The organism is Paraburkholderia sediminicola, from assembly GCF_046026855.1.
Taxonomy (GTDB): Bacteria; Pseudomonadota; Gammaproteobacteria; order Burkholderiales; family Burkholderiaceae; genus Paraburkholderia; species Paraburkholderia sediminicola_A.
The window spans coordinates 75,770-95,323 of sequence record NZ_JAQQET010000023.1; the positions used below are offsets into that span (position 1 = coordinate 75,770).

Genomic DNA, 19,554 nt, shown 5'->3' on the forward strand with positions numbered 1-19,554 from the left:
GGTGTGTTCCGAAGGGACAGTACGGCGGGTGTTCAGAAGGCCGGAGAAGCGCAGCAAGCGGCGTTCAAACGGCGTCGCGTTTGACGGCCCATTTGTCGCTGGCAGGCGGTTGATAACGCTGCAGCTTGTCGATCAGCGCGACGGGATCGGCATCCCTTTGCAGAATGTCGAAGTAGGTCTGTCGCATGAAGCCTTCGTCTACCGTGTGCTTGAGCAGCGCAATCAACGGATCGTAGAAGCCGTCGATATTCAGCAGTGCCACCGGCTTCTGGTGATAGCCGAGTTGCGCCCACGTATAGACCTCGAACAGCTCTTCGAGCGTGCCCGCGCCGCCCGGCATCGCGACGAACGCGTCGGACAGGTCGGCCATCATCTTCTTGCGATGATGCATGTCGGGCACCACGTGCAGCTCGGTCAGGCCGTTATGGCCGACTTCCTTGTTGACCAGCAACTCGGGAATCACGCCGATTGCGCGGCCGCCTTCGGCCATCACCGTATCGGCGATCACGCCCATCAGCCCTACTTTGCCACCGCCATAGACCAGCGCGAGATCGGCTTCGACCAGCGCGCGGCCGAACGCGCGCGCGGCTTCGGCGTACAACGGTTTGGCTCCGTCGGAGGAGCCGCAATACACACACACCGACTTCATACTCAAACGTCCTTCGGTTCGTTACGGGGCGCGGCGCCTTCTTTCGGCGGCAGGTAGTCGTAGAACTCGCGCTTGGGCAGCTTGCCCGACACGAGGTCGTCGAAAATCTGCCGCGAGCGGCCGCGCAGATAAGGCGCCATCAGCGACACGATCTGCACGCTCACCTGATGCAGTTCGGCGCGAATCGTTTCCTGCTCGTTGTACTTGCGCGGGTTCATCACGAACTGATACGACAGCCAGTACGTCGCGATCACGCCGATGTTGGTCGCGATCACATTCAGCTCTTCGGGCGTTGCGACCATTTCGCCGTCGGCCACGAGTTGCTCGCAGAACTGGCTCGCAAAACGCACCTTGTGGCTGATGATCTGCTTGAAGTGCGTTTCGAGCGTACGGTTGCGCGCCAGCAGATCGTTCAGATCACGATACAGGAAACGGTAGCGCCACGTGAAATCGATCATGTACTGCAGGTACGACCACATCTCGTCGATTGTCGCGCGGTGATCGTCGGGAAAGCGCAGACGCTTTTCGATCTCCTGCTCGAACTGGCTGAAGATGCTGTTGATGATGTCGTCTTTGTTGCGGAAGTGGTAGTACAGATTGCCTGGACTGATTTCCATTTCCTCGGCGATCGTCGTCGTCGTGACGTTCGGTTCGCCGATCTCGTTGAACAGCTTCAACGAGAGCTCGAGGATCCGTTCGCGGGTGCGGCGGGGAGGTTTGGCTTCCATGTAGTCCGGCCCTGGTTACGCCGGGCTGGGCGCGTGGCGGCATGCCGCTGTTGCGTGATCCATCCGGACGCGGTTGGTATAGTCGAGCGCCCCCAAACCTGCCGCTGCGCGACTGGCCCCCCGAGGGGGCAGGAAAACTTGGGGCAGCCCAGCATTTTCCTGTGAGACTATCAGTCGATTATAAACCGACCGTTCTTATACCAAGCGGATACTCAGGGTTTTCATTCATTGGAGCGCTGGATAAGGCGCGGGGCCGTACTGCAGGGTGGGTTTCATAGCCACGCTTTGATCCAGCGCACGACGAGCGGCCCGACGATCAGCCCCCACGTCATCAGACACATGCCGAGGGCAACCATGACCGCCGCGCTGCCGAGATCTTTGGCCCGGCGCGACAACTCGTGGCGTTCGAGCGAAATACGGTCGATGGCCGCCTCGACGCTCGAATTCAGCAACTCGACGATCAGCACCAGCAACACCGAGCCGAGCAGCAACACGCGTGACACGGGATCGACCGGCACCAGCACGCCGCACGGAATCAGGATAGCGGCGAGCGTGAGTTCCTGGCGAAACGCGCTTTCCTCGCGGATCGCCACACGAAACCCCGCGAGCGAATTCTTCATCGCGTGCCATGCGCGGGTCAGCCCACGATTGCCCTTGTACGGATTGAAGGGTAACGGTGCGAGCGGATCGTCGGGGCTGAGCGGTTCGTGGTGGAGATCGCTCTCCGGGCTCTCGATCCTCGCGCTGTTCACGTCGTGGAAACCATTCGCGTGATCGGCATGATTTGGCGCGCCGTGCTCGCGCACGTCGTCGAACGGCTCGATGCCGGCGGCGTCGGTGCCGGCATCGACAGCGCGCAACGCGCCGTTCGATGCGCGTGCCGCGGTGGAGTTTCGGGTTTGCATAAGCGGCTCTGCGCGTCGCGTCATGCGGCGGCGCTTTCCTCGCTATACGACGTGCGCGGCAGCGGCTTCAGATGCGCCGCGAACTGCTCGGACGCCGCCGCCCACGAGAAGCGTTCGGCCCACGCGCGGGCATGGCTGCGGTCGATCTTCAGCGCTTCGAGGCAAGCCTCGCGCAAATCTTCGTGCATGGCGCCCGCGCCGCCGTCACCGAGCACGTCGATCGGGCCGGTCACCGGATACGCCGCGACCGGCGTGCCGCAGGCCAGCGCTTCGAGCAGCACGAGTCCAAAGGTGTCGGTGCGGCTCGGGAACACGAATACGTCAGCGGCCGCATAGACCTTGGCCAGTTCGGCTTGCGTCAGCACGCCCAGGTAATTGGCCTGCGGATAGCGCGACTTCAGTTCGGCCAGCGCCGGGCCTTCGCCCGCCACCCACTTCGAGCCGGGCAGATCGAGCTTCAGGAACGCCTCGACGTTCTTTTCGACCGCTACACGCCCCACGTACAGAAAGATCGGCCGTGCGGTGTTGAGGACCTTCGAGTCCATCTGGTGAAAGATGTCGAGGTCGACGCCGCGGGTCCATAGCACCACGTTGGTGAAGCCGAATTTTTCGAGGTCGGTCTTGACCACGGGTGTGGGCGCCATCACCGCCAGCGACGCCTTGTGGAACCAGTGCAGAAACTTGTAGGTGAGCGCGATTGGAATGCCGAAACGCGCCTGTACGTATTCGGGAAAGCGCGTGTGATAGGCGGTCGTGAACGGCAGCTTATGCTGGATCGCATAGGAACGCGCGGCCATGCCGAGCGGGCCTTCAGTGGCGATGTGCAGGGCGTCGGGCGCGAATTCGTCAATACGCTGACGCAGCTTGCGGCGCGGCATCAGCGACAGGCGAATCTCGGGATAGGTCGGGCATGGAATCGTCTTGAATTCGAGCGGCGTCAGCAGATCGACGTGGTGGCCGAGTGTGGTGAGTTCGCGCGTGGTGTTTTTCAGCGTGCGCACGACGCCATTGACCTGCGGTTCCCATGCGTCGGTGACGATCATGATCTTCATCGGTTTCGGCCCAATAGAAGTGGAGAGGGACTACGCGGTCGCCCGGGCCTTTTGCACGCCGACTTCCGGTGCGCGCATCACGGTCCAGTAGATCACCTTGAGTTCGCCTTCATACGTCTCGACGAGTGCCGACAGGCTTTCGACCCAATCGCCGTCGTTGCAATACAGCACGCCGTCGATCTCGCGGATCTCGGCTTTGTGGATGTGTCCGCAGACCACGCCGTCGCAGCCGCGGCGGCGTGCTTCGTCGGTCATCACACGCTCGAACGACGAGATGAAATTCACCGCGTTCTTCACCTGATGCTTCAGGTATTGCGACAGCGACCAGTAGGGGAAGCCGAGGCGGCTGCGGATCCGGTTGAACCAGCGGTTCAGGATCAGGATCATCGTGTAGAGCGTGTCGCCGAGATACGCGAGCCACTTGGCGTGCTGGATCACGCCGTCGAACAGATCACCGTGCACGATCCAGAGGCGCTTGCCGGCGAGCGTCGTGTGGAAGGCTTCGCCGCGCACGTGGATGTCGCCGAACGCGAGGTCGCAGAACTGGCGCGCGGCTTCGTCGTGATTGCCCGGGACGTAGATGACCTGGGTGCCTTTGCGCGCTTTGCGCAGCACCTTCTGCACGACGTCGTTATGCGCCTGCGGCCAGTACCAGCCTTTTTTCAACTGCCAGCCGTCGATGATGTCGCCCACGAGGTACAGGTATTCCGACTCGTTGTGCCTCAGGAAGTCGAGCAGATACGGCGCCTGACAACCGCTCGAACCGAGGTGGATGTCGGACAGCCAGATGGTGCGATAGCGGTGCGGCTCGGCGTGGTCGTCGTCGTGGTGACCGGCATGCGCGTCGAGTGGCAGCGACGGCACGGGCAAGGGCAGTCCGTGATTAGGGTTGGGTTCCGGGCGGAACGCGACAGGGTCGACGCTCGGGCCGGTCTGGCGGAACAGGGAAGTCGCGGACGTTTTGGGGTCCATGGCTCACGCGTCGAGTTGCGGTGCCCGTATTGCGCCAGCCGCGCGTGACCCTGCCGTGACAGTCACGAGAAGTTCTTATTACTGTGTGGGGAGAAGGAGACGGCGGTAAGGGAACGGCGGGGCGCGGAGAAGGGCTGCGGCGAGAGGTAGCCGCCGTCAAGCGAACGCGAACCGCAGGCGCGGCGGCGTGAGATGCAGGGAGGTCGGTTTGTTCAGTTCGCGACGCTGATGACGCGCGTGCCGGCGAGGCGGTCGTGCAGGAATTGACGCTGCGGATCGAAGCGGCCGGTGGCGGCCCACAGCACGAACCAGATCGCGGCGATCAGCAGCGTCTGCGGCACGGCGAGGCCCAGCAACGGATGCAGCGCGAGTGGCGGCAAAAACCATAGCCACGCCAGCGCGTAACGTGCGATCGCGCGACCGGTGGACAGCGGTGCGCCGTCAGCGGCAACGACGCGCAGGCGCCACGTTTTCATTGGCAGTGTCTGGCCGCTGTGGGTCCAGAACCAGACGAAATACAGACCGACCACGAGGCCGATCCACGCTGCAAGCATGTTGTGATGGGTGAGACCGTTGCGCTGCTGCGTCAACGTGCTGAACAGATAACCCGCGATGAACACGACGCCGAACAGGATCACGGCTTCGTAGAGCAGCGCCGCGAGGCGCCGGCGAACGGTAGGCACGATGCCGGATGAATCGGCGGGCAGTGTCGAGGTGGCGAGCGGTTGGGACACAGTCGGACCCGGATCAGGAACCGTTGAAGATCGACGGCGCCTCGGCCGGCGAAACCGGCAGCGGCGTGGCGGGTACGAAGCTGCCCGCAGCGGGAATCGCCGGCGTGGCGGCGGGGCTCGGCAACGGAGCGGCAGCCGCGGCACTCACCGCTGCGGCACCGCTCGCGCCATGCTCGCGGGCATTGACCAGACGGTCGAGGCCTTTGATCTCGGTCTTGCCGGAGGGCGGCGCGCTGACGACGCTGGGCCGCCGCTTACGCTCGCTCGCGGCGAGCCGCTCCTTCTGCTCTTCCGGCAATTGCTGATAAGCCTTCCACGCATTCTGGCGGGTTTCGCGGGGCAACTCCTTCGATACCTGGTAGTTTTCGCGCGCAACGCGCCGCTGATCGGGGGTCATACGCACCCATTCAGTCATTCGGTCATGCAGGCGTTTTTGTGCATCGGGCGATAACTTCGGATAACGCGACGCGATTTTGATCCATTTTCGCTTGCGTTCGTCGCTAAACGTATCCCATTGGCCGGCGAACGGCGCGAGCGCAACGTGCTCGGCCGCGCTCAGGCGCGCCCATGCCATCGGACTATTGCTGTTGGACAGGCTGGGCAGATCGACGGCGAGGGTGGGCGCGGGCGCTTTTGCGGTCGCGTTGCCACCAGCAGCGGGCGCACTGGTGGTCGACGGGCTCGGATAAAAGCGCGGATACGTCGCGGCAAACGACACCAAGGCCGCGATCGCGCATCCGAAAACAACGGCCAAGCCGCGCTTGTAACTCACCCGAAGAATCTCCCGCTCAGTGGGCGCGTGATAGGTACGCGTTGAAACCGTGGTCGAGATAGGCATTGAGCGGCAAGTCGTCGCTTAGCATGGCTGCATCAATATCGGCGAGTTCGGCGGTACGCTGCTGGTCTTCCCAGTAGGCGATGCCCACGAGGCTGATGACCAGCGCGACGAGCGGCCAGGCAAGCGCAAAGCGGCGTAGCGGCGAACGGCGGCGCTGCGGCATCTCGAGTTGCGGCATACCCGCTGCCATGCCGGCACCGGCGAAAGCGGGCACGAACACCGGGGCGCTCACGGTTTCGGGCTTCTTGCGAGCAAGCGCGGCGCGGCGCGCCAAGGCGAGCCGGTCGACGGTAGCGGCCGGTATGCTGGCGACGGTTTCGTCGAGCGCGCGGCGCACCTGGCGGGCGAACTCGAGTTCTTTGGTTTCTAGGGAGCTCATAGCGTGATTCCTTTAGCCTTGAGCGCTTGCGCCAGCGTGTGGGTGGCCCGCGAGCAGTGCGTTTTCACACTGCCTTCGGAGCAGCCCATCGCGGCGGCAGTCTCGGCGACATCCATATCTTCCCAATAACGCATGAGAAACGCCTCCCGTTGACGTGCCGGTAACTTTTGGATCTCGTTGTCGATTAACTGTAAGACCTGTTCGCGCTCGAGTTTCTGTTCGTTGCTCTCTGAACCCGCTGAACCTTGTTGCGCCTCGAATGTTTCGAGTGGGTCGAATTCGTCGTCGTCGGCGTTGCCGAGCGAAGAAAACAGGCTAACCCAAGTATTGCGCACTTTGGCACGACGGAAATAGTCGTGCATCGCATTCTGGAGAATACGCTGAAACAGGAGCGGAAGTTCGGCCGGAGGACGGTCGCCGTATTTTTCGGCGAGCTTGATCATCGCGTCCTGCACGATATCGAGCGAGGCGTCGTCGTCCCGCACGGCGTAGACCGTCTGCTTGAATGCGCGCCTTTCGACGCCCGCCAGAAAATCGGCGAGTTCCTTGTCTGATGCCATCCGTTTGGGGGTCGGCGCAGCGTGCGTGCGCGTAATCGGTCGAAAAATGTCGTAAAACTCGCGGATGCTAACAAACTTTCGCGCCGCTGGGGCGAAACCCGTCCTACCTTGCATCTCTATAACAGGGTTTCGGTCAATATTGGGATTTGAGGGAGGCCGCCAAGGCAATATTTGCTTGACCGCGCGGAGATCTGCAGATATCGTCGCTGGTTCGCAACATAAGTGACTTGTCTCAATTGAGGTGTGGCCCAAGAAGCTCACCTGTCAACTGGACGCGCCGCTTGAACCCGAGCCACAAGCCCGGCAGAGAGCACCCGATCAATTTTTTGCCGAAAATTCGAAAGGTGAATAAATGAATATGCCCAGCGCGGAATTCTCCACGTCGGATACGACCCTCCATCCCGAAGCTGACTCTATCGGCGCCACCGTGCTCATGCGCGCTTTGGCCGACGAAGACGTCGAGTTTGTGTGGGGCTACCCCGGCGGCTCGGTACTCTACATTTACGACGAGCTGTACAAGCAGGACAAATTCCAGCATATCCTCGTGCGTCACGAGCAGGCTGCGGTCCACGCCGCCGACGCGTATGCGCGTTCCACCGGCAAAGTCGGTGTGTGCCTCGTGACCTCCGGCCCCGGCGTCACCAATGCGGTGACCGGCATCGCCACCGCCTACATGGATTCGATTCCGTTGGTGGTGATCAGCGGCCAGGTACCTACCGCCGCGATCGGCCAGGATGCGTTCCAGGAGTGCGATACGGTCGGCATTACGCGTCCCTGCGTGAAGCACAACTTCCTCGTGAAGGACGTGCGCGACCTCGCCGCTACCGTCAAGAAAGCTTTCTACATCGCCCGTACCGGTCGTCCCGGCCCGGTGCTGATCGATATTCCGAAAGACGTGTCGAAGACGCCGTGCCAGTACGAACCGCTCAAGACCGTTTCGCTGCGCTCGTATAACCCGGTCACGAAAGGTCACTCCGGCCAGATTCGCAAGGCTGTGGCCTTGCTGCTGTCGGCCAAGCGTCCGTATATCTACACCGGCGGCGGCATCATCCTCGCGGATGCATCGCGTGAGCTGAACCAGTTCGCCGACCTGCTCGGCTATCCCGTCACCAATACGTTGATGGGTCTGGGCGGCTACCGCGCGAGCGACAAGAAATTCCTCGGCATGCTCGGCATGCACGGCACGTACGAAGCCAACATGGCGATGCAGCACTGCGACGTGCTGATCGCGATCGGCGCGCGCTTCGACGACCGTGTGATCGGCGACCCGGCGCACTTCGCATCGCGTCCACGCAAGATCATCCATATCGACATCGATCCCTCCTCCATCTCCAAGCGCGTCAAGGTCGACATTCCGATCGTCGGCGACGTGAAGGAAGTGCTGAAAGAGTTGATCGAGCAGTTGCAAACAGCCGAACATGGCCCCGACACCGCGGCACTCGCCGACTGGTGGAAGGACATCGAAGCCTGGCGCGCGAAAGACTGCCTGAAGTTCGACCGCAAGAGCGACATCATCAAGCCGCAGTACGTGGTGGAAAAGGCGTGGGAACTGACAGACGGCAATGCCTTCGTGTGTTCGGACGTCGGCCAGCACCAGATGTGGGCGGCGCAGTTCTATCGCTTCAACAAGCCGCGTCGCTGGATCAACTCCGGTGGCCTCGGCACTATGGGCTTCGGCCTGCCGGCGGCGATGGGCGTGAAGATGGCGCACCCGGACGACGATGTGCTCTGTATCACCGGCGAAGGCTCGATCCAGATGTGTATTCAGGAACTCTCGACCTGCAAGCAGTACGAGACGCCCATCAAGATCATTTCGCTGAACAACCGCTATCTGGGCATGGTGCGGCAGTGGCAGCAGATCGAATACAGCAAGCGCTATTCGCATTCGTACATGGATGCGCTGCCGGATTTCGTAAAGCTCGCCGAAGCGTACGGCCACGTCGGCATGCGTATCGAACGCACGGCCGATGTCGAGCCGGCGCTGAAGGAAGCGCTGCGCCTGAAAGATCGCACAGTGTTTCTCGATTTCCAGACCGATCCGACCGAAAACGTCTGGCCGATGGTCCAGGCCGGCAAGGGCATCACTGAGATGCTCATGGGTTCGGAAGATCTATAACGACGGCTTTGCCGCCGGCTTCGTCATGCGCGCCTCCACAAAGGGTGAATGCGGACGAAGCGGCGCGAATCTGCTCGCATACGTCGACAAAACATCTGGAAGAAGCGAAACATGAGACACATTATTTCTGTCCTGCTGGAAAACGAACCGGGCGCGTTATCACGCGTGGTGGGGCTGTTCTCCGCACGCGGCTACAACATTGAAACCTTGACGGTGGCTCCGACCGAGGACCGTTCGCTGTCGCGCATGACCATCGTCTCCATTGGCTCGGACGACGTGATCGAACAGATCACGAAGCATCTGAACCGCCTGATCGAGGTGGTGAAAGTGGTCGACCTTACCGAGGGCGCCCACATCGAGCGCGAGCTGATGTTGATCAAGGTGAGGGCGGTCGGCAAGGAACGTGAGGAGATGAAACGGATGTCGGATATTTTCCGCGGCCGGATCATCGACGTCACCGAAAAGACCTACACGATCGAACTGACGGGCGCGAGCGACAAGCTCGATGCCTTCATCGAAGGGATCGACGCGACTGCGATTCTCGAAACCGTCCGTACGGGCAGTTCGGGCATCGGCCGCGGCGAGCGCATTCTGAAGGTTTGACGCGCGCGCTGGGTTGCGGTGCTAAGTTGCGTTTATTAGCCGTCTCGATCGAAGCCGGGTAGTGCCTTTAAGAACCCGGTCAAGCAACACAACATTCGCAGTATTTGTATTTCACTGATTTCACCGAATTTAGCCAAGGAACCGACATGAAAGTTTTCTACGACAAGGACGCCGACCTCTCCCTCATCAAGGGCAAGCAAGTCACCATCATCGGCTATGGCTCGCAAGGCCATGCTCACGCGCTGAACCTGAAGGAAAGCGGCGTGAACATCACGGTCGGTCTGCGCAAGGGCGGCGCATCGTGGAGCAAGGCCGAGAACGCCGGCCTGCAAGTCAAGGAAGTGGCGGAAGCCGTGAAGGGCGCAGACGTCGTCATGATGCTGCTGCCGGACGAGCAGATCGCTGAAGTCTACGCAAAGGAAGTGCACGGTAACGCCAAGCAAGGCGCAGCGCTGGCCTTCGCGCACGGCTTCAACGTCCACTACGGTCAAGTGATCCCGCGTGCCGACCTCGACGTGATCATGATCGCGCCGAAGGCGCCGGGCCACACGGTTCGCGGTACGTACTCGCAAGGTGGCGGCGTGCCCCACCTCATCGCTGTCGCGCAAGACAAGTCGGGCGCAGCACGTGACATCGCTCTGTCGTACGCAGCAGCGAACGGCGGCGGCCGTGCCGGCATCATCGAAACGAACTTCCGCGAAGAAACGGAAACCGACCTGTTCGGCGAACAAGCCGTGCTGTGCGGCGGTACGGTCGACCTGATCAAGGCCGGCTTCGAAACGCTGGTGGAAGCGGGTTACGCGCCGGAAATGGCGTACTTCGAGTGCCTGCACGAACTGAAGCTGATCGTCGACCTGATCTACGAAGGCGGCATCGCGAACATGAACTACTCGATCTCGAACAACGCCGAATACGGCGAGTACGTGACGGGTCCGCGTATCGTGACTGCTGAAACGAAGAAGGCGATGAAGGCTGTGCTGACGGACATCCAGACCGGCGAGTACGCCAAGAGCTTCATCATCGAAAACAAGGCTGGCGCACCGACGCTGCAATCGCGCCGCCGTCTGACGGCCGAGCACCAGATCGAAACGGTGGGTGCCAAGCTGCGCTCGATGATGCCGTGGATCGCTGCGAACAAGCTGGTTGACCAGTCGAAGAACTAAGAAGCCAGCTTTATGGCATCTGACCGGCGCGGCGCATCGTCGCAGCAGCCGGTAATGCAAAAAGCCGTCCAAGGGTGCTGAACCCTGGGCGGCTTTTGCTATCCTACGGTTTTACGTGCGACACGCATGCTCGTGTCCGTCAGCCCCACGTTACGGGGCATCGACTAGAGGGTTATTGAGGAAGGTCTCGACTGGACTCACCATGCCCTCCGCAGGCGGTTCCCTTGTGAGCCGCACTTTAAGAAGTAGATGTGTCCTTCGGGGCACACCTTGGTAGTGAACACGGGACACGGTGCAGTCTGCCGTCAACCGTATTGCATTGACCTGATTACCGTCAGGTCCCGCCCAGTCAGCGGCTTCATCTCCGCCGACAGGGTGGGGTGATGTTTGCAATTCCTGCGCCTTAGGGCAACGGAGTCGCTAAACGATACGAGCGAAAAGCTCGGTGTGTCATTGTTCGGCCTCGCTGGCTGCATTGGCGAGGGTAGTGAACCTGCTGTACGACCAGCAGTAGCCTAGGAAGACATGCGTCACTGGTAACTGTGGGGTGTGAAGCTCTTCTAACAATGTACCCCCCGGAAGTTCGGGCGGATGGTGGTTGCGAAATGATCATCCGGAGACTCCCAGCAGCAACGGGGTTGAGGGGCTAGGCTGGCTGATATGGTTAACGCAAGTGAACTGCTGATAAACCTCGTAAGTAGGACGGTGCCAAAGCTGCTGACAGGCATCAACCAAACAGGTGTGCGGTCGGATAACCCGCTGTAAATTCGGGTTACGTCGTCATCGGACCGCCGGGGAATAGGCAGAACCTAAGTCAGTCGTGTGACATGCCGGGAACGTGGTAAGCCTGTATGGTTGCCGGTCGTAGTTTGACTGGCAGGCGAACCGTGAGGGACGCTGTTGATTGTGCAGGTATGGGATGACGGAGAAAGCGAAAGCCGGTCTGTAATGGGTCGGATAGGGGTTGGGACATTACCCCACGCGAAAGCGGGCAGACTTCCGTCTGGTCTACCGTCGCAAGATGGCTGACTAACCCTTTAGCTGGAAGATGATTGCTGTCGGGCTTCTGGACCGTCAGCATATGTTTTTAACCCCCTTGCGGGAGCAGATCGCTCCCGCAAGGGGCGATCTGTTCTCCGCTCGGGATTCACTTCTTCGAGTAGGAGAGCAGCATGAGAGTATCTGTCCGAAAGGACGGATCTGCGCTTTCCCACGCGCCGGACAACTGGTATGCCGTAGATTGGCGGCGGGTTGACCGGAACGTGAGAGGGATGCAGATTCGAATTGCGAAGGCGACGCGGGAAGGCAACTGGCGCAGGGGGAGAGCCCTGCAACGGATGTTGACTCGCACGTTGTCCGCGAAGCTGTATGCGGTACGACGTGTTACGCAGAATCAGGGTGCGCGAACGGCTGGAGTCGATCGCGAACTTTGGGACTCGCCTGAGAGCCGATGGCTTGCTGTCGGCAGGTTGAAGCGGCGTGGATACAAGCCTCTGCCTTTACGGAGAGTCTTTATCCCCAAGGCCAATGGGAAGGAGCGCCCTCTGGGTATTCCGACCATGCGGGACCGGGCGATGCAAGCCCTGTATCTGCTGGCCCTGGAGCCGGTGTCGGAATCGACGAGCGACCCGAACTCTTACGGGTTCAGGTTAAACCGCTCGACGGCCGACGCTATGTCACAGATTTTCGTTGCCATGTCCCAGAAGGGCTCTGCTCGCTGGGTACTGGAAGCGGATATCAAGGGCTGCTTTGACCACATCAACCATGACTGGTTGGAAACCCATGTCCCAATGGACAAGGAAATCCTCCGGAAATGGCTGAAAGCTGGCCTGATTTACAAGGGGCAGCTTCAGGCGACAGAGGCCGGTACGCCGCAAGGAGGGATCATTTCTCCGACGTTGGCGAATGTGACGTTGAACGGGCTGGAGCGAGAACTGCTGGCGCACCTCAGTGCGAAGTTTGGGATCGCAAAAGCCAACAAGCTTAAAGTCAATGTAGTGCGGTACGCGGACGACTTCGTGATCACCGGTGACTCGCAAGAGTTGCTGGAGCAGGAAGTCCGACCTTGGGTGGAAACATTCCTTGCCGTTCGAGGTCTGCAACTGTCCGAGGAGAAAACGCGTATCACACACATCGATTCGGGCTTCGACTTCCTGGGGTGGAATTTCCGTAAGTACTCGGGGACCCTACTCATCAAGCCGAGCAAGAAGAACGTGAAAACGTTCTATCGCAAGGTGGCGGATACGATCAGCGGTCATAAGACGGTAAAGCAGGAGAATTTGATTCGACTGCTGAACCCGATGCTACGGGGCTGGGCGCAGTATCACAGTCCCGTGGTCGCCAAAGAGGCATACAGCCGCATGGAGTCTTTGATTTTCCGAAGACTTTGGCGGTGGTCGACGAGGCGGCACCTGAACAAGAATGCCGACTGGGTGAAGAAGAAATACTTTCACTCGGAGGGCAATCGAAACTGGGTGTTCGCTGTTCCTGTAGCTCGTGACGACGGTAGTAAGGGGTTGCTTAGCCTGTACCAACTTAGCGGTACGGAAATTAAGCGACACAGGAAGGTCAAAGGAGCATTCAATCCCTTTGATCCTGAGTGGGAGCAGTATGGCGAACAGTTGCGACAGGCGCGCATGGAACACTCAATGCGTTATCGGAAGCAATGGGTTTCGCTGTATATGTCGCAAGACGGGCTTTGCTCGCATTGTGGCTGTGCCCTGACAAAGGAGACCGGCTGGCATGACCATCATCTAGAGTATCGGATGCATGGTGGTACGGACGCCCTCTCGAACAGGGTTCTGCTTCACCCGCACTGCCATCAGCAGGTGCACACAGGTAAAATTGCGGTAACTAAGCCGGCCCGGTCTTAAGACCGGGCTTTGTTTGTAGATTTGAGCCGTATGCGGGGAAACTCGCACGTACGGTTCTTAGGGGGCCCTTCTTCCGTGAGGAAGGGGGGCTACCCTCCAAAAATACAGAAGCCATCCATGAATTACCCTCATCCGATCATCGCGCGAGAAGGCTGGCCGTTTATCGCCATCGCTGCCGTCGTTGCATTACTGGTTCATGCCTTCGCGGGATTCGGCTTTGCATGGCTGTTCTGGCTGATCCTGATCTTCGTCGTGCAGTTCTTCCGCGATCCGGCACGCCCGATTCCGACTCAGGCCAACGCCGTGCTGTGCCCGGCCGACGGCCGCATCGTCGCGGTCGAAACGGCGCATGATCCGTATGCCAACCGTGAAGCGCTGAAGATCAGCGTGTTCATGAACGTTTTCAACGTCCACTCGCAACGCTCGCCGGTGGATGGCGCGATCTCCAAGGTCGAATATTTCCCGGGTGCGTATCTGAATGCGGCCGTAGACAAGGCTTCGACCGAAAATGAACGCAATGCGGTGGTGATCGAAATGGCCGGCGGCCAGACGGTGACCTCGGTGCAGATCGCCGGTCTGATCGCGCGGCGCATTCTTTGCTACGTACGGGCCGGTGAGCCGCTTACGCGTGGTCAACGTTATGGATTTATCCGTTTTGGCTCGCGTGTCGACGTGTATCTGCCGGTTGGCAGCCGTCCGCGTGTATCGATCGGCGAGAAGGTTTCCGCGTCGTCCACGATCCTCGCTGAACTATAAAGCGGCACCAAGGAGGTTTTCCGAATGGCCGCATTCAAACCGCGTCGACCCCGCAACAGCGGACCGCTACCGCGTCCGTTCCGCCGTAACAAGCCGGTCGCGGCGGAGTCGCCAGTAGTCGAAAGCCGGCGCGCCCAGCGTCAGCAGTTCCTGAGGAAACGCGGCATTTACCTGCTGCCGAACGCGTTTACCACCGCCGCGCTCTTTTGCGGCTTCTTCGCCGTGGTGCAGGCGATGAACGTGCGCTTCGAAATTGCGGCGATCGCGATCTTCGTGGCGATGGTGCTGGACGGTATGGACGGCCGGGTCGCGCGTATGACGCATACGCAAAGCGCGTTTGGCGAGCAGTTCGATAGTCTCTCGGACATGGTGTCGTTCGGTGTGGCACCGGCGCTTGTCATGTACGAGTGGATTCTGAAGGATCTCGGCCGTTGGGGCTGGCTCGCGGCGTTCGTCTACTGTTCGGGGGCGGCGTTGCGTCTCGCGCGTTTCAACGCGAACATCGGCGTGGTCGACAAGCGCTTCTTCCAGGGTATGCCCAGTCCGGCTGCTGCCGCGCTGATTGCCGGTTTCGTGTGGCTTGCCACCGATAACCGTGTGCCGCTCAAGCTGGTGTGGCTGCCGTGGGTCGCTTTCGTACTGACCATCTACGCTGGTGTGACGATGGTATCGAACGCACCGTTCTACAGCGGCAAGGCGCTCGACGTGCGGCATCGCGTGCCGTTTGGCGTGATTCTGCTGGTGGTGGTGGCATTCGTGCTGGTGTCGTCCGATCCGCCGCTGATGCTGTTCGGCCTGTTCGTGCTGTATGGTCTGTCGGGCTATGTGTTCTGGGGCTACCAGGCGCTGCGGGGCAGGGCGAACCCGGCTCGGTCGGTGGCGCGGGACAGGTAATAGCGCATTTCCTTTTTATGGAAGTGAAACGAAAAAACGGCAGCCTTTGGGCGGCCGTTTTTTCGTTTCCGGACCCGTCTGGCAGCGTGCGGCAGGCAGGTTGGACGCTAATTGCACGATGGCGGGAATGCCGCTATAGTCGTTCGATGAATACGTTCACGTTCCCATTTGAGCTGCAACGCGAGCCTCAACAAGCCGGGGCGCGCCTAAGCGCACTCGTGCTGGCGCGTCTAACGCGCTGATCGTTTCCGCACTCCGTCTGCCTCGTCTGCGGTTTATAGCGTCGCCAGCGGTGGCGCAAACACCCAAATTCCAATACCAATCCCCACAATTGAACGACTCCTCAGGAGCCCCGACATGGCCGACAAACTGATCATATTCGACACCACCTTGCGTGACGGCGAGCAATCGCCCGGCGCGTCGATGACGAAAGAAGAAAAAATCCGTATCGCGAAGCAGCTCGAACGGATGAAGGTCGACATCATCGAGGCGGGCTTCGCGGCCAGCTCGAACGGCGACTTCGATTCGATCCACACGATCGCGGGCCTGATCAAGGACAGCACGATCTGCTCGCTGGCCCGTGCCAACGACAAAGATATTCAACGTGCTGCTGACGCACTCAAGCCGGCCGATCATTTCCGCATCCACACGTTCATCGCAACGTCGCCGCTGCATATGGAAAAGAAGCTGCGCATGACGCCGGATCAGGTGTTCGAACAGGCAAAGCTGGCGGTGCGTTTCGCCCGCAAGTTCACGGACGACGTTGAGTTTTCGCCGGAAGACGGCAGCCGTTCGGATATGGATTTCCTGTGCCGGGTGCTGGAAGCGGTGATTGCTGAGGGCGCGACCACGATCAACATCGCGGATACAGTCGGCTATGGCGTGCCGGAACTGTACGGCCAGCTCGTGAAGACGCTGCGTGAGCGTATTCCGAACTCGCATAAGGCCGTGTTCTCGGTGCACTGCCATAACGACCTCGGCATGGCGGTGGCGAACTCGCTGGCCGGTGTGCAGATCGGCGGCGCGCGTCAGGTCGAGTGCACGATCAACGGTCTCGGTGAGCGCGCTGGTAATACGTCGCTCGAAGAAATCGTGATGGCGGTGAAGACGCGCAAGGACTACTTCGGACTCGAAGTCGGTCTCGATACGACGCAGATCGTGCCGGCTTCGAAGTTGGTGTCGCAGATCACCGGTTTCGTCGTGCAGCCGAACAAGGCCGTGGTCGGTGCGAACGCATTTGCGCACGCATCCGGCATTCACCAGGACGGCGTGCTGAAAGCGCGCGACACGTACGAAATCATGCGTGCCGAAGATGTGGGCTGGAGCGCGAACAAGATCGTGCTTGGCAAGTTGTCGGGCCGCAATGCATTCAAGCAACGTCTGCAGGAATTGGGTATCGCGCTCGATAGCGAAGGCGAGTTGAATACCGCGTTCGCACGCTTCAAGGAACTGGCCGATCGCAAGTCGGAAATTTTCGACGAAGACATCATTGCGATCGTCACTGAGGAATCGGCTGAAGCGCAGCAGAAGGAGCACTACAAGTTCCTTTCGTTGTCGCAGCATTCGGAAACCGGCGAGCAACCGCACGCGAAGATCGTGTTCTCGGTTGAAGGCAAGGAAGTGACTGGCGAAGCGCGCGGCAACGGTCCGGTGGATGCCACGCTCAATGCGATCGAAACGGAAGTGGGTAGCGGGTCGGAACTGTTGCTGTATTCGGTGAACGCCATCACAACCGGTACGCAGGCGCAGGGCGAAGTGACGGTACGGCTGTCAAAGAGCGGGCGTATCGTGAACGGTGTAGGCACCGATCCGGATATCGTCGCGGCTTCCGCGAAGGCGTATATCTCGGCGCTCAACAAGCTGTATTCGAACGTCGATAAGTTGAATCCGCAACGTTCGGAGTGACAGAGCGTCAGGGCGCCGCATGCGCCCTGACCCGATGAGATTATTCGAAGCCCTGTGCCTAAAAAGCACGGGGCTTCGCGTTTTTGTAGTGACTTCCTGTTGTGTGCTCAAGCTATTCTGTCGCCGCGCGCCGCATCGACCATCCGCGCGCCGCGCGAGCTTGTGCCTGCACCTGATGCCGCACTTCAACCGCGATCTCGCGGCGCGGCGCATCGGCGACAAACGCGTCGAGTAGTTCGCGCACATCGTGATCGACGAAGTCGGCACGCGTTGCGTCGACGATCAAGGTCGCGCCGTCGGGGATCTGCTGCAGATAGTGCTTGAGCGGCACCTTGCCAAGAAACGACACGTCCTTGCGAAACGACAGCAGATAGTGGTCGCCGTGCTGTGCGAGGACGATCGGGCTGCGTAGGTTGGCATACAAGGCGAGCAACACGCTGCACAGAATGCCGAGCACGATTCCGATCAGCAGGTCGGTGGCGAGCACGCCGACCAGTGTGACGATGAACGGTGCAAACGGCGCGAAGCCTTGCTTGGCGACGGCGACGAACAACGACGGCTTGGCGAGCTTCACGCCGGTGAAAATCAGAATCGCCGCGAGACAGGCAAGCGGAATCAGATTGATGACGCTGGTCAGCGCGAACACGCTTACCAGTAACAACACGCCATGAATAACCGCGGACAGCCGGCTCTGCGCGCCGGCATGCACATTGGCGGAACTACGCACAATGACCGAGGTGATCGGCAGGCCACCGATCGCGCCAGCGATCAGATTGCCCACACCCTGCGCCTTCAATTCGCGATCGGGCGGCGCGGTGCGTCGGGCGGGGTCGATCTGCTCGACCGCTTCCAGGCTCAATAGCGTTTCGAGGCTTGCGACGATCGCCAGTGTGATGGCCACGCGCCAGACGTCAGGATTGATCAGTTGCGTGAAGTGCGGTCCGAAGTCGGCCCATGCGAGGGCGAGCTGCAATGCGGCGAACGATTCGAGCGAAGGCAGCGCGACGCGATGCTCGGCAGGCGGCGTGAACGACGGGCCGAGCAGACTGAGCAATAGCGTCGCGCCGATTCCCAGCAGAACCACGGCGAGTGGTGCCGGCACGAGCCGCACCAGCGCAAAGCGACGCAGCGCGCGCGTTTCCCAACCTACCAGAATCGCCAGCGACAGCAACGTGATCACGCAGGCCGCGAGCGAAATCGTGCCGAACGGCGTCGTTACGCTGCCGGCCATCTGGGCAGCAGCTTGCGACCCATCCGATGCGTTCGAGCCGAACAGCCCGAGCGCAAGCGGGAATTGTTTGACGATCAGGAGCACGCCGATCGCTGCAAGCATGCCTTTGATCACCGGCGACGGCACATAGGCGGCAAATCTGCCGGCCTTTAGCATGCCGAAACCGAACTGAATCGCACCGGACAGCAACACGGCCAGCAGGAACGCGGAGAAACTGCCGAGTTGCGCGATCCCGTCGACGACGATCACAACGAGGCCCGCCGCCGGCCCGCTTACGCTCAACCGCGAGCCGCTCAGCACGGCAACCACCAGGCCGCCGACGATGCCCGACACAAGCCCGGCAAATGGCTCGACACCCGACGCGTTAGCGATGCCCAGACAGAGCGGCAGTGCCACCAGAAAAACGACCGTGCCTGCAAACAGATCGCGCTGAAACGTGGAAAGAAAAGCTCGAAGGTTCATGGAGTCTGTGCGGTAGTGTTTGGAGTTGCATGTGCGGCGAAGGCCATGCCGAAGCCGGTTCGATAGAGGCGATGCACTACGCGGCGCTATGGGCGGCCGTCGCGCAGGTCATCGCGTCGTCGGCTTCGTAGCCGGACGTGAGCACCTTGATGCGCCCGTCCTCGAGCGCGAAAATCCAGCCGTGAACGAGCGGTGCCGGGTCAGCGTCCCGCACGATTGGACTCGCGCGTAACTGGCGGACCTGTTCGAGCACGTTCAATTCCGCGAGACGGTCGATGCGCTCACGCTCGCTCGCATGGCTCCCGAGCTCGTCGCCATGCGCTTTTGCTAGCGCGCACAACGGTGCGATCCGGCGATTCACGTGTGGCAGCGTCGGTTCCGGCGGCAGCAGGGCAGCGCGCACGCCGCCGCAGCCATAGTGACCGCAGACGATCACGTGCCCCACCTTCAGCACCCGCACGGCGTATTCGAGGACGCTTGCGGAGTTGTCGTCGTCGGGATGAAAGAGGTTGGCGATGTTGCGGTGAACGAACAGATCGCCAGGCTCGCAATGCGTGATTGTTTCCGCGGGCACACGGCTATCCGAGCAGCCGACCCACAGCACGTGCGGATTCTGGCCTCGCACCAGATCACGAAAAAATTCGGGGTTGCGCGCGGCGGTTTCGTGCGCCCATGCAACGTTGGCGACCAGCAGGCGTTTGGGACGGTTCATCGATAGCAGCTCCGTAAGTGGG

18 protein-coding genes are annotated in these 19,554 nt (G+C 60.7%); 7 read left to right on the plus strand and 11 right to left on the minus strand.

Translation table 11 applies throughout. From position 1 onward, the window contains the following. Nucleotides 1-64: 64 nt before the first annotated feature. From PQR40_RS24330 to PQR40_RS24370, 9 genes are all read right to left on the minus strand, one after another. Nucleotides 65-649 (minus strand): LOG family protein, encoded by a 585-nt coding sequence (locus PQR40_RS24330; protein WP_408234708.1) that lies wholly within the window; start codon nucleotides 647-649, stop codon nucleotides 65-67. A 2-nt stretch (nucleotides 650-651) separates the two neighbouring features. Then, the gene (locus tag PQR40_RS24335) at nucleotides 652-1,377 is read right to left on the minus strand and encodes a TetR/AcrR family transcriptional regulator (protein WP_408510004.1); all 726 of its coding nucleotides are present in this window, start codon (nucleotides 1,375-1,377) and stop codon (nucleotides 652-654) included. Between the two features lie 272 nt (nucleotides 1,378-1,649). Continuing rightward, on the minus strand, nucleotides 1,650-2,282 hold the full coding sequence (locus PQR40_RS24340) for a diacylglycerol kinase (RefSeq protein WP_408510005.1): 633 nt from the start codon (nucleotides 2,280-2,282) through the stop codon (nucleotides 1,650-1,652). A 20-nt stretch (nucleotides 2,283-2,302) separates the two neighbouring features. Next, nucleotides 2,303-3,334: a glycosyltransferase family 4 protein gene (locus PQR40_RS24345; RefSeq protein WP_408510006.1), complete on the minus strand. Its 1,032-nt coding sequence runs from the start codon at nucleotides 3,332-3,334 to the stop codon at nucleotides 2,303-2,305. Nucleotides 3,335-3,364: 30 nt separating this feature from the next. Beyond that, complete coding sequence (locus PQR40_RS24350) at nucleotides 3,365-4,306, minus strand: UDP-2,3-diacylglucosamine diphosphatase (RefSeq protein WP_408234719.1); 942 nt, start codon at nucleotides 4,304-4,306, stop codon at nucleotides 3,365-3,367. Between the two features lie 212 nt (nucleotides 4,307-4,518). Next, nucleotides 4,519-5,040 (minus strand): RDD family protein, encoded by a 522-nt coding sequence (locus PQR40_RS24355; protein ID WP_408234722.1) that lies wholly within the window; start codon nucleotides 5,038-5,040, stop codon nucleotides 4,519-4,521. A gap of 13 nt (nucleotides 5,041-5,053) precedes the next feature. Then, nucleotides 5,054-5,812, minus strand: a complete 759-nt coding sequence (locus PQR40_RS24360; protein WP_408510007.1) for a DUF3106 domain-containing protein — start codon at nucleotides 5,810-5,812, stop codon at nucleotides 5,054-5,056. Nucleotides 5,813-5,828: 16 nt separating this feature from the next. Further along, on the minus strand, nucleotides 5,829-6,257 hold the full coding sequence (locus PQR40_RS24365; RefSeq protein WP_408234725.1) for a DUF3619 family protein: 429 nt from the start codon (nucleotides 6,255-6,257) through the stop codon (nucleotides 5,829-5,831). Then, entirely contained in the window at nucleotides 6,254-6,817 is a 564-nt protein-coding gene (locus PQR40_RS24370) for an RNA polymerase sigma factor (protein WP_179743599.1), read from the minus strand. Before PQR40_RS24370 ends, PQR40_RS24365 begins: the two co-directional genes overlap by 4 nt. 352 nt (nucleotides 6,818-7,169) lie before the next feature. Here PQR40_RS24370 and PQR40_RS24375 point away from each other — a divergent pair, with 352 nt between their 5' ends. The 7 genes from PQR40_RS24375 to PQR40_RS24405 all read left to right on the plus strand — a co-directional run bounded on the left by PQR40_RS24375 (nucleotide 7,170) and on the right by PQR40_RS24405 (nucleotide 17,127). Continuing rightward, nucleotides 7,170-8,933 (plus strand): acetolactate synthase 3 catalytic subunit, encoded by a 1,764-nt coding sequence (locus PQR40_RS24375; RefSeq protein ID WP_408234728.1) that lies wholly within the window; start codon nucleotides 7,170-7,172, stop codon nucleotides 8,931-8,933. 111 nt (nucleotides 8,934-9,044) lie between these two features. Continuing rightward, on the plus strand, nucleotides 9,045-9,536 hold the full coding sequence (gene ilvN / locus PQR40_RS24380) for an acetolactate synthase small subunit (RefSeq protein ID WP_011487482.1): 492 nt from the start codon (nucleotides 9,045-9,047) through the stop codon (nucleotides 9,534-9,536). A 146-nt stretch (nucleotides 9,537-9,682) separates the two neighbouring features. Continuing rightward, nucleotides 9,683-10,699 carry a ketol-acid reductoisomerase gene (gene ilvC, locus PQR40_RS24385; protein WP_035551801.1) on the plus strand — a complete coding sequence of 339 codons (1,017 nt, stop codon included), beginning with the start codon at nucleotides 9,683-9,685 and terminating at the stop codon, nucleotides 10,697-10,699. Between the two features lie 1,172 nt (nucleotides 10,700-11,871). Beyond that, on the plus strand, nucleotides 11,872-13,572 hold the full coding sequence (ltrA, locus tag PQR40_RS24390) for a group II intron reverse transcriptase/maturase (protein ID WP_408510008.1): 1,701 nt from the start codon (nucleotides 11,872-11,874) through the stop codon (nucleotides 13,570-13,572). Between the two features lie 117 nt (nucleotides 13,573-13,689). Next, on the plus strand, nucleotides 13,690-14,328 hold the full coding sequence (locus tag PQR40_RS24395; RefSeq protein WP_325043831.1) for a phosphatidylserine decarboxylase: 639 nt from the start codon (nucleotides 13,690-13,692) through the stop codon (nucleotides 14,326-14,328). A gap of 24 nt (nucleotides 14,329-14,352) precedes the next feature. After that, nucleotides 14,353-15,222 carry a CDP-diacylglycerol--serine O-phosphatidyltransferase gene (pssA, locus tag PQR40_RS24400; protein ID WP_408234734.1) on the plus strand — a complete coding sequence of 290 codons (870 nt, stop codon included), beginning with the start codon at nucleotides 14,353-14,355 and terminating at the stop codon, nucleotides 15,220-15,222. Nucleotides 15,223-15,579: 357 nt separating this feature from the next. Continuing rightward, a complete protein-coding gene (locus PQR40_RS24405; protein ID WP_408234737.1) occupies nucleotides 15,580-17,127 on the plus strand; it encodes a 2-isopropylmalate synthase in 1,548 nt (515 codons plus the stop codon). Nucleotides 17,128-17,239: 112 nt separating this feature from the next. Here PQR40_RS24405 and PQR40_RS24410 read toward each other — a convergent pair whose 3' ends face one another. Both PQR40_RS24410 and PQR40_RS24415 read right to left on the minus strand, forming a co-directional pair. Beyond that, nucleotides 17,240-18,820: a SulP family inorganic anion transporter gene (locus tag PQR40_RS24410; protein ID WP_408234740.1), complete on the minus strand. Its 1,581-nt coding sequence runs from the start codon at nucleotides 18,818-18,820 to the stop codon at nucleotides 17,240-17,242. Nucleotides 18,821-18,896: 76 nt separating this feature from the next. Next, nucleotides 18,897-19,532, minus strand: coding sequence for a carbonic anhydrase (locus tag PQR40_RS24415; protein WP_408234743.1), 636 nt, complete (start codon nucleotides 19,530-19,532; stop codon nucleotides 18,897-18,899). Between the last annotated feature and the right edge of the window lie 22 nt (nucleotides 19,533-19,554).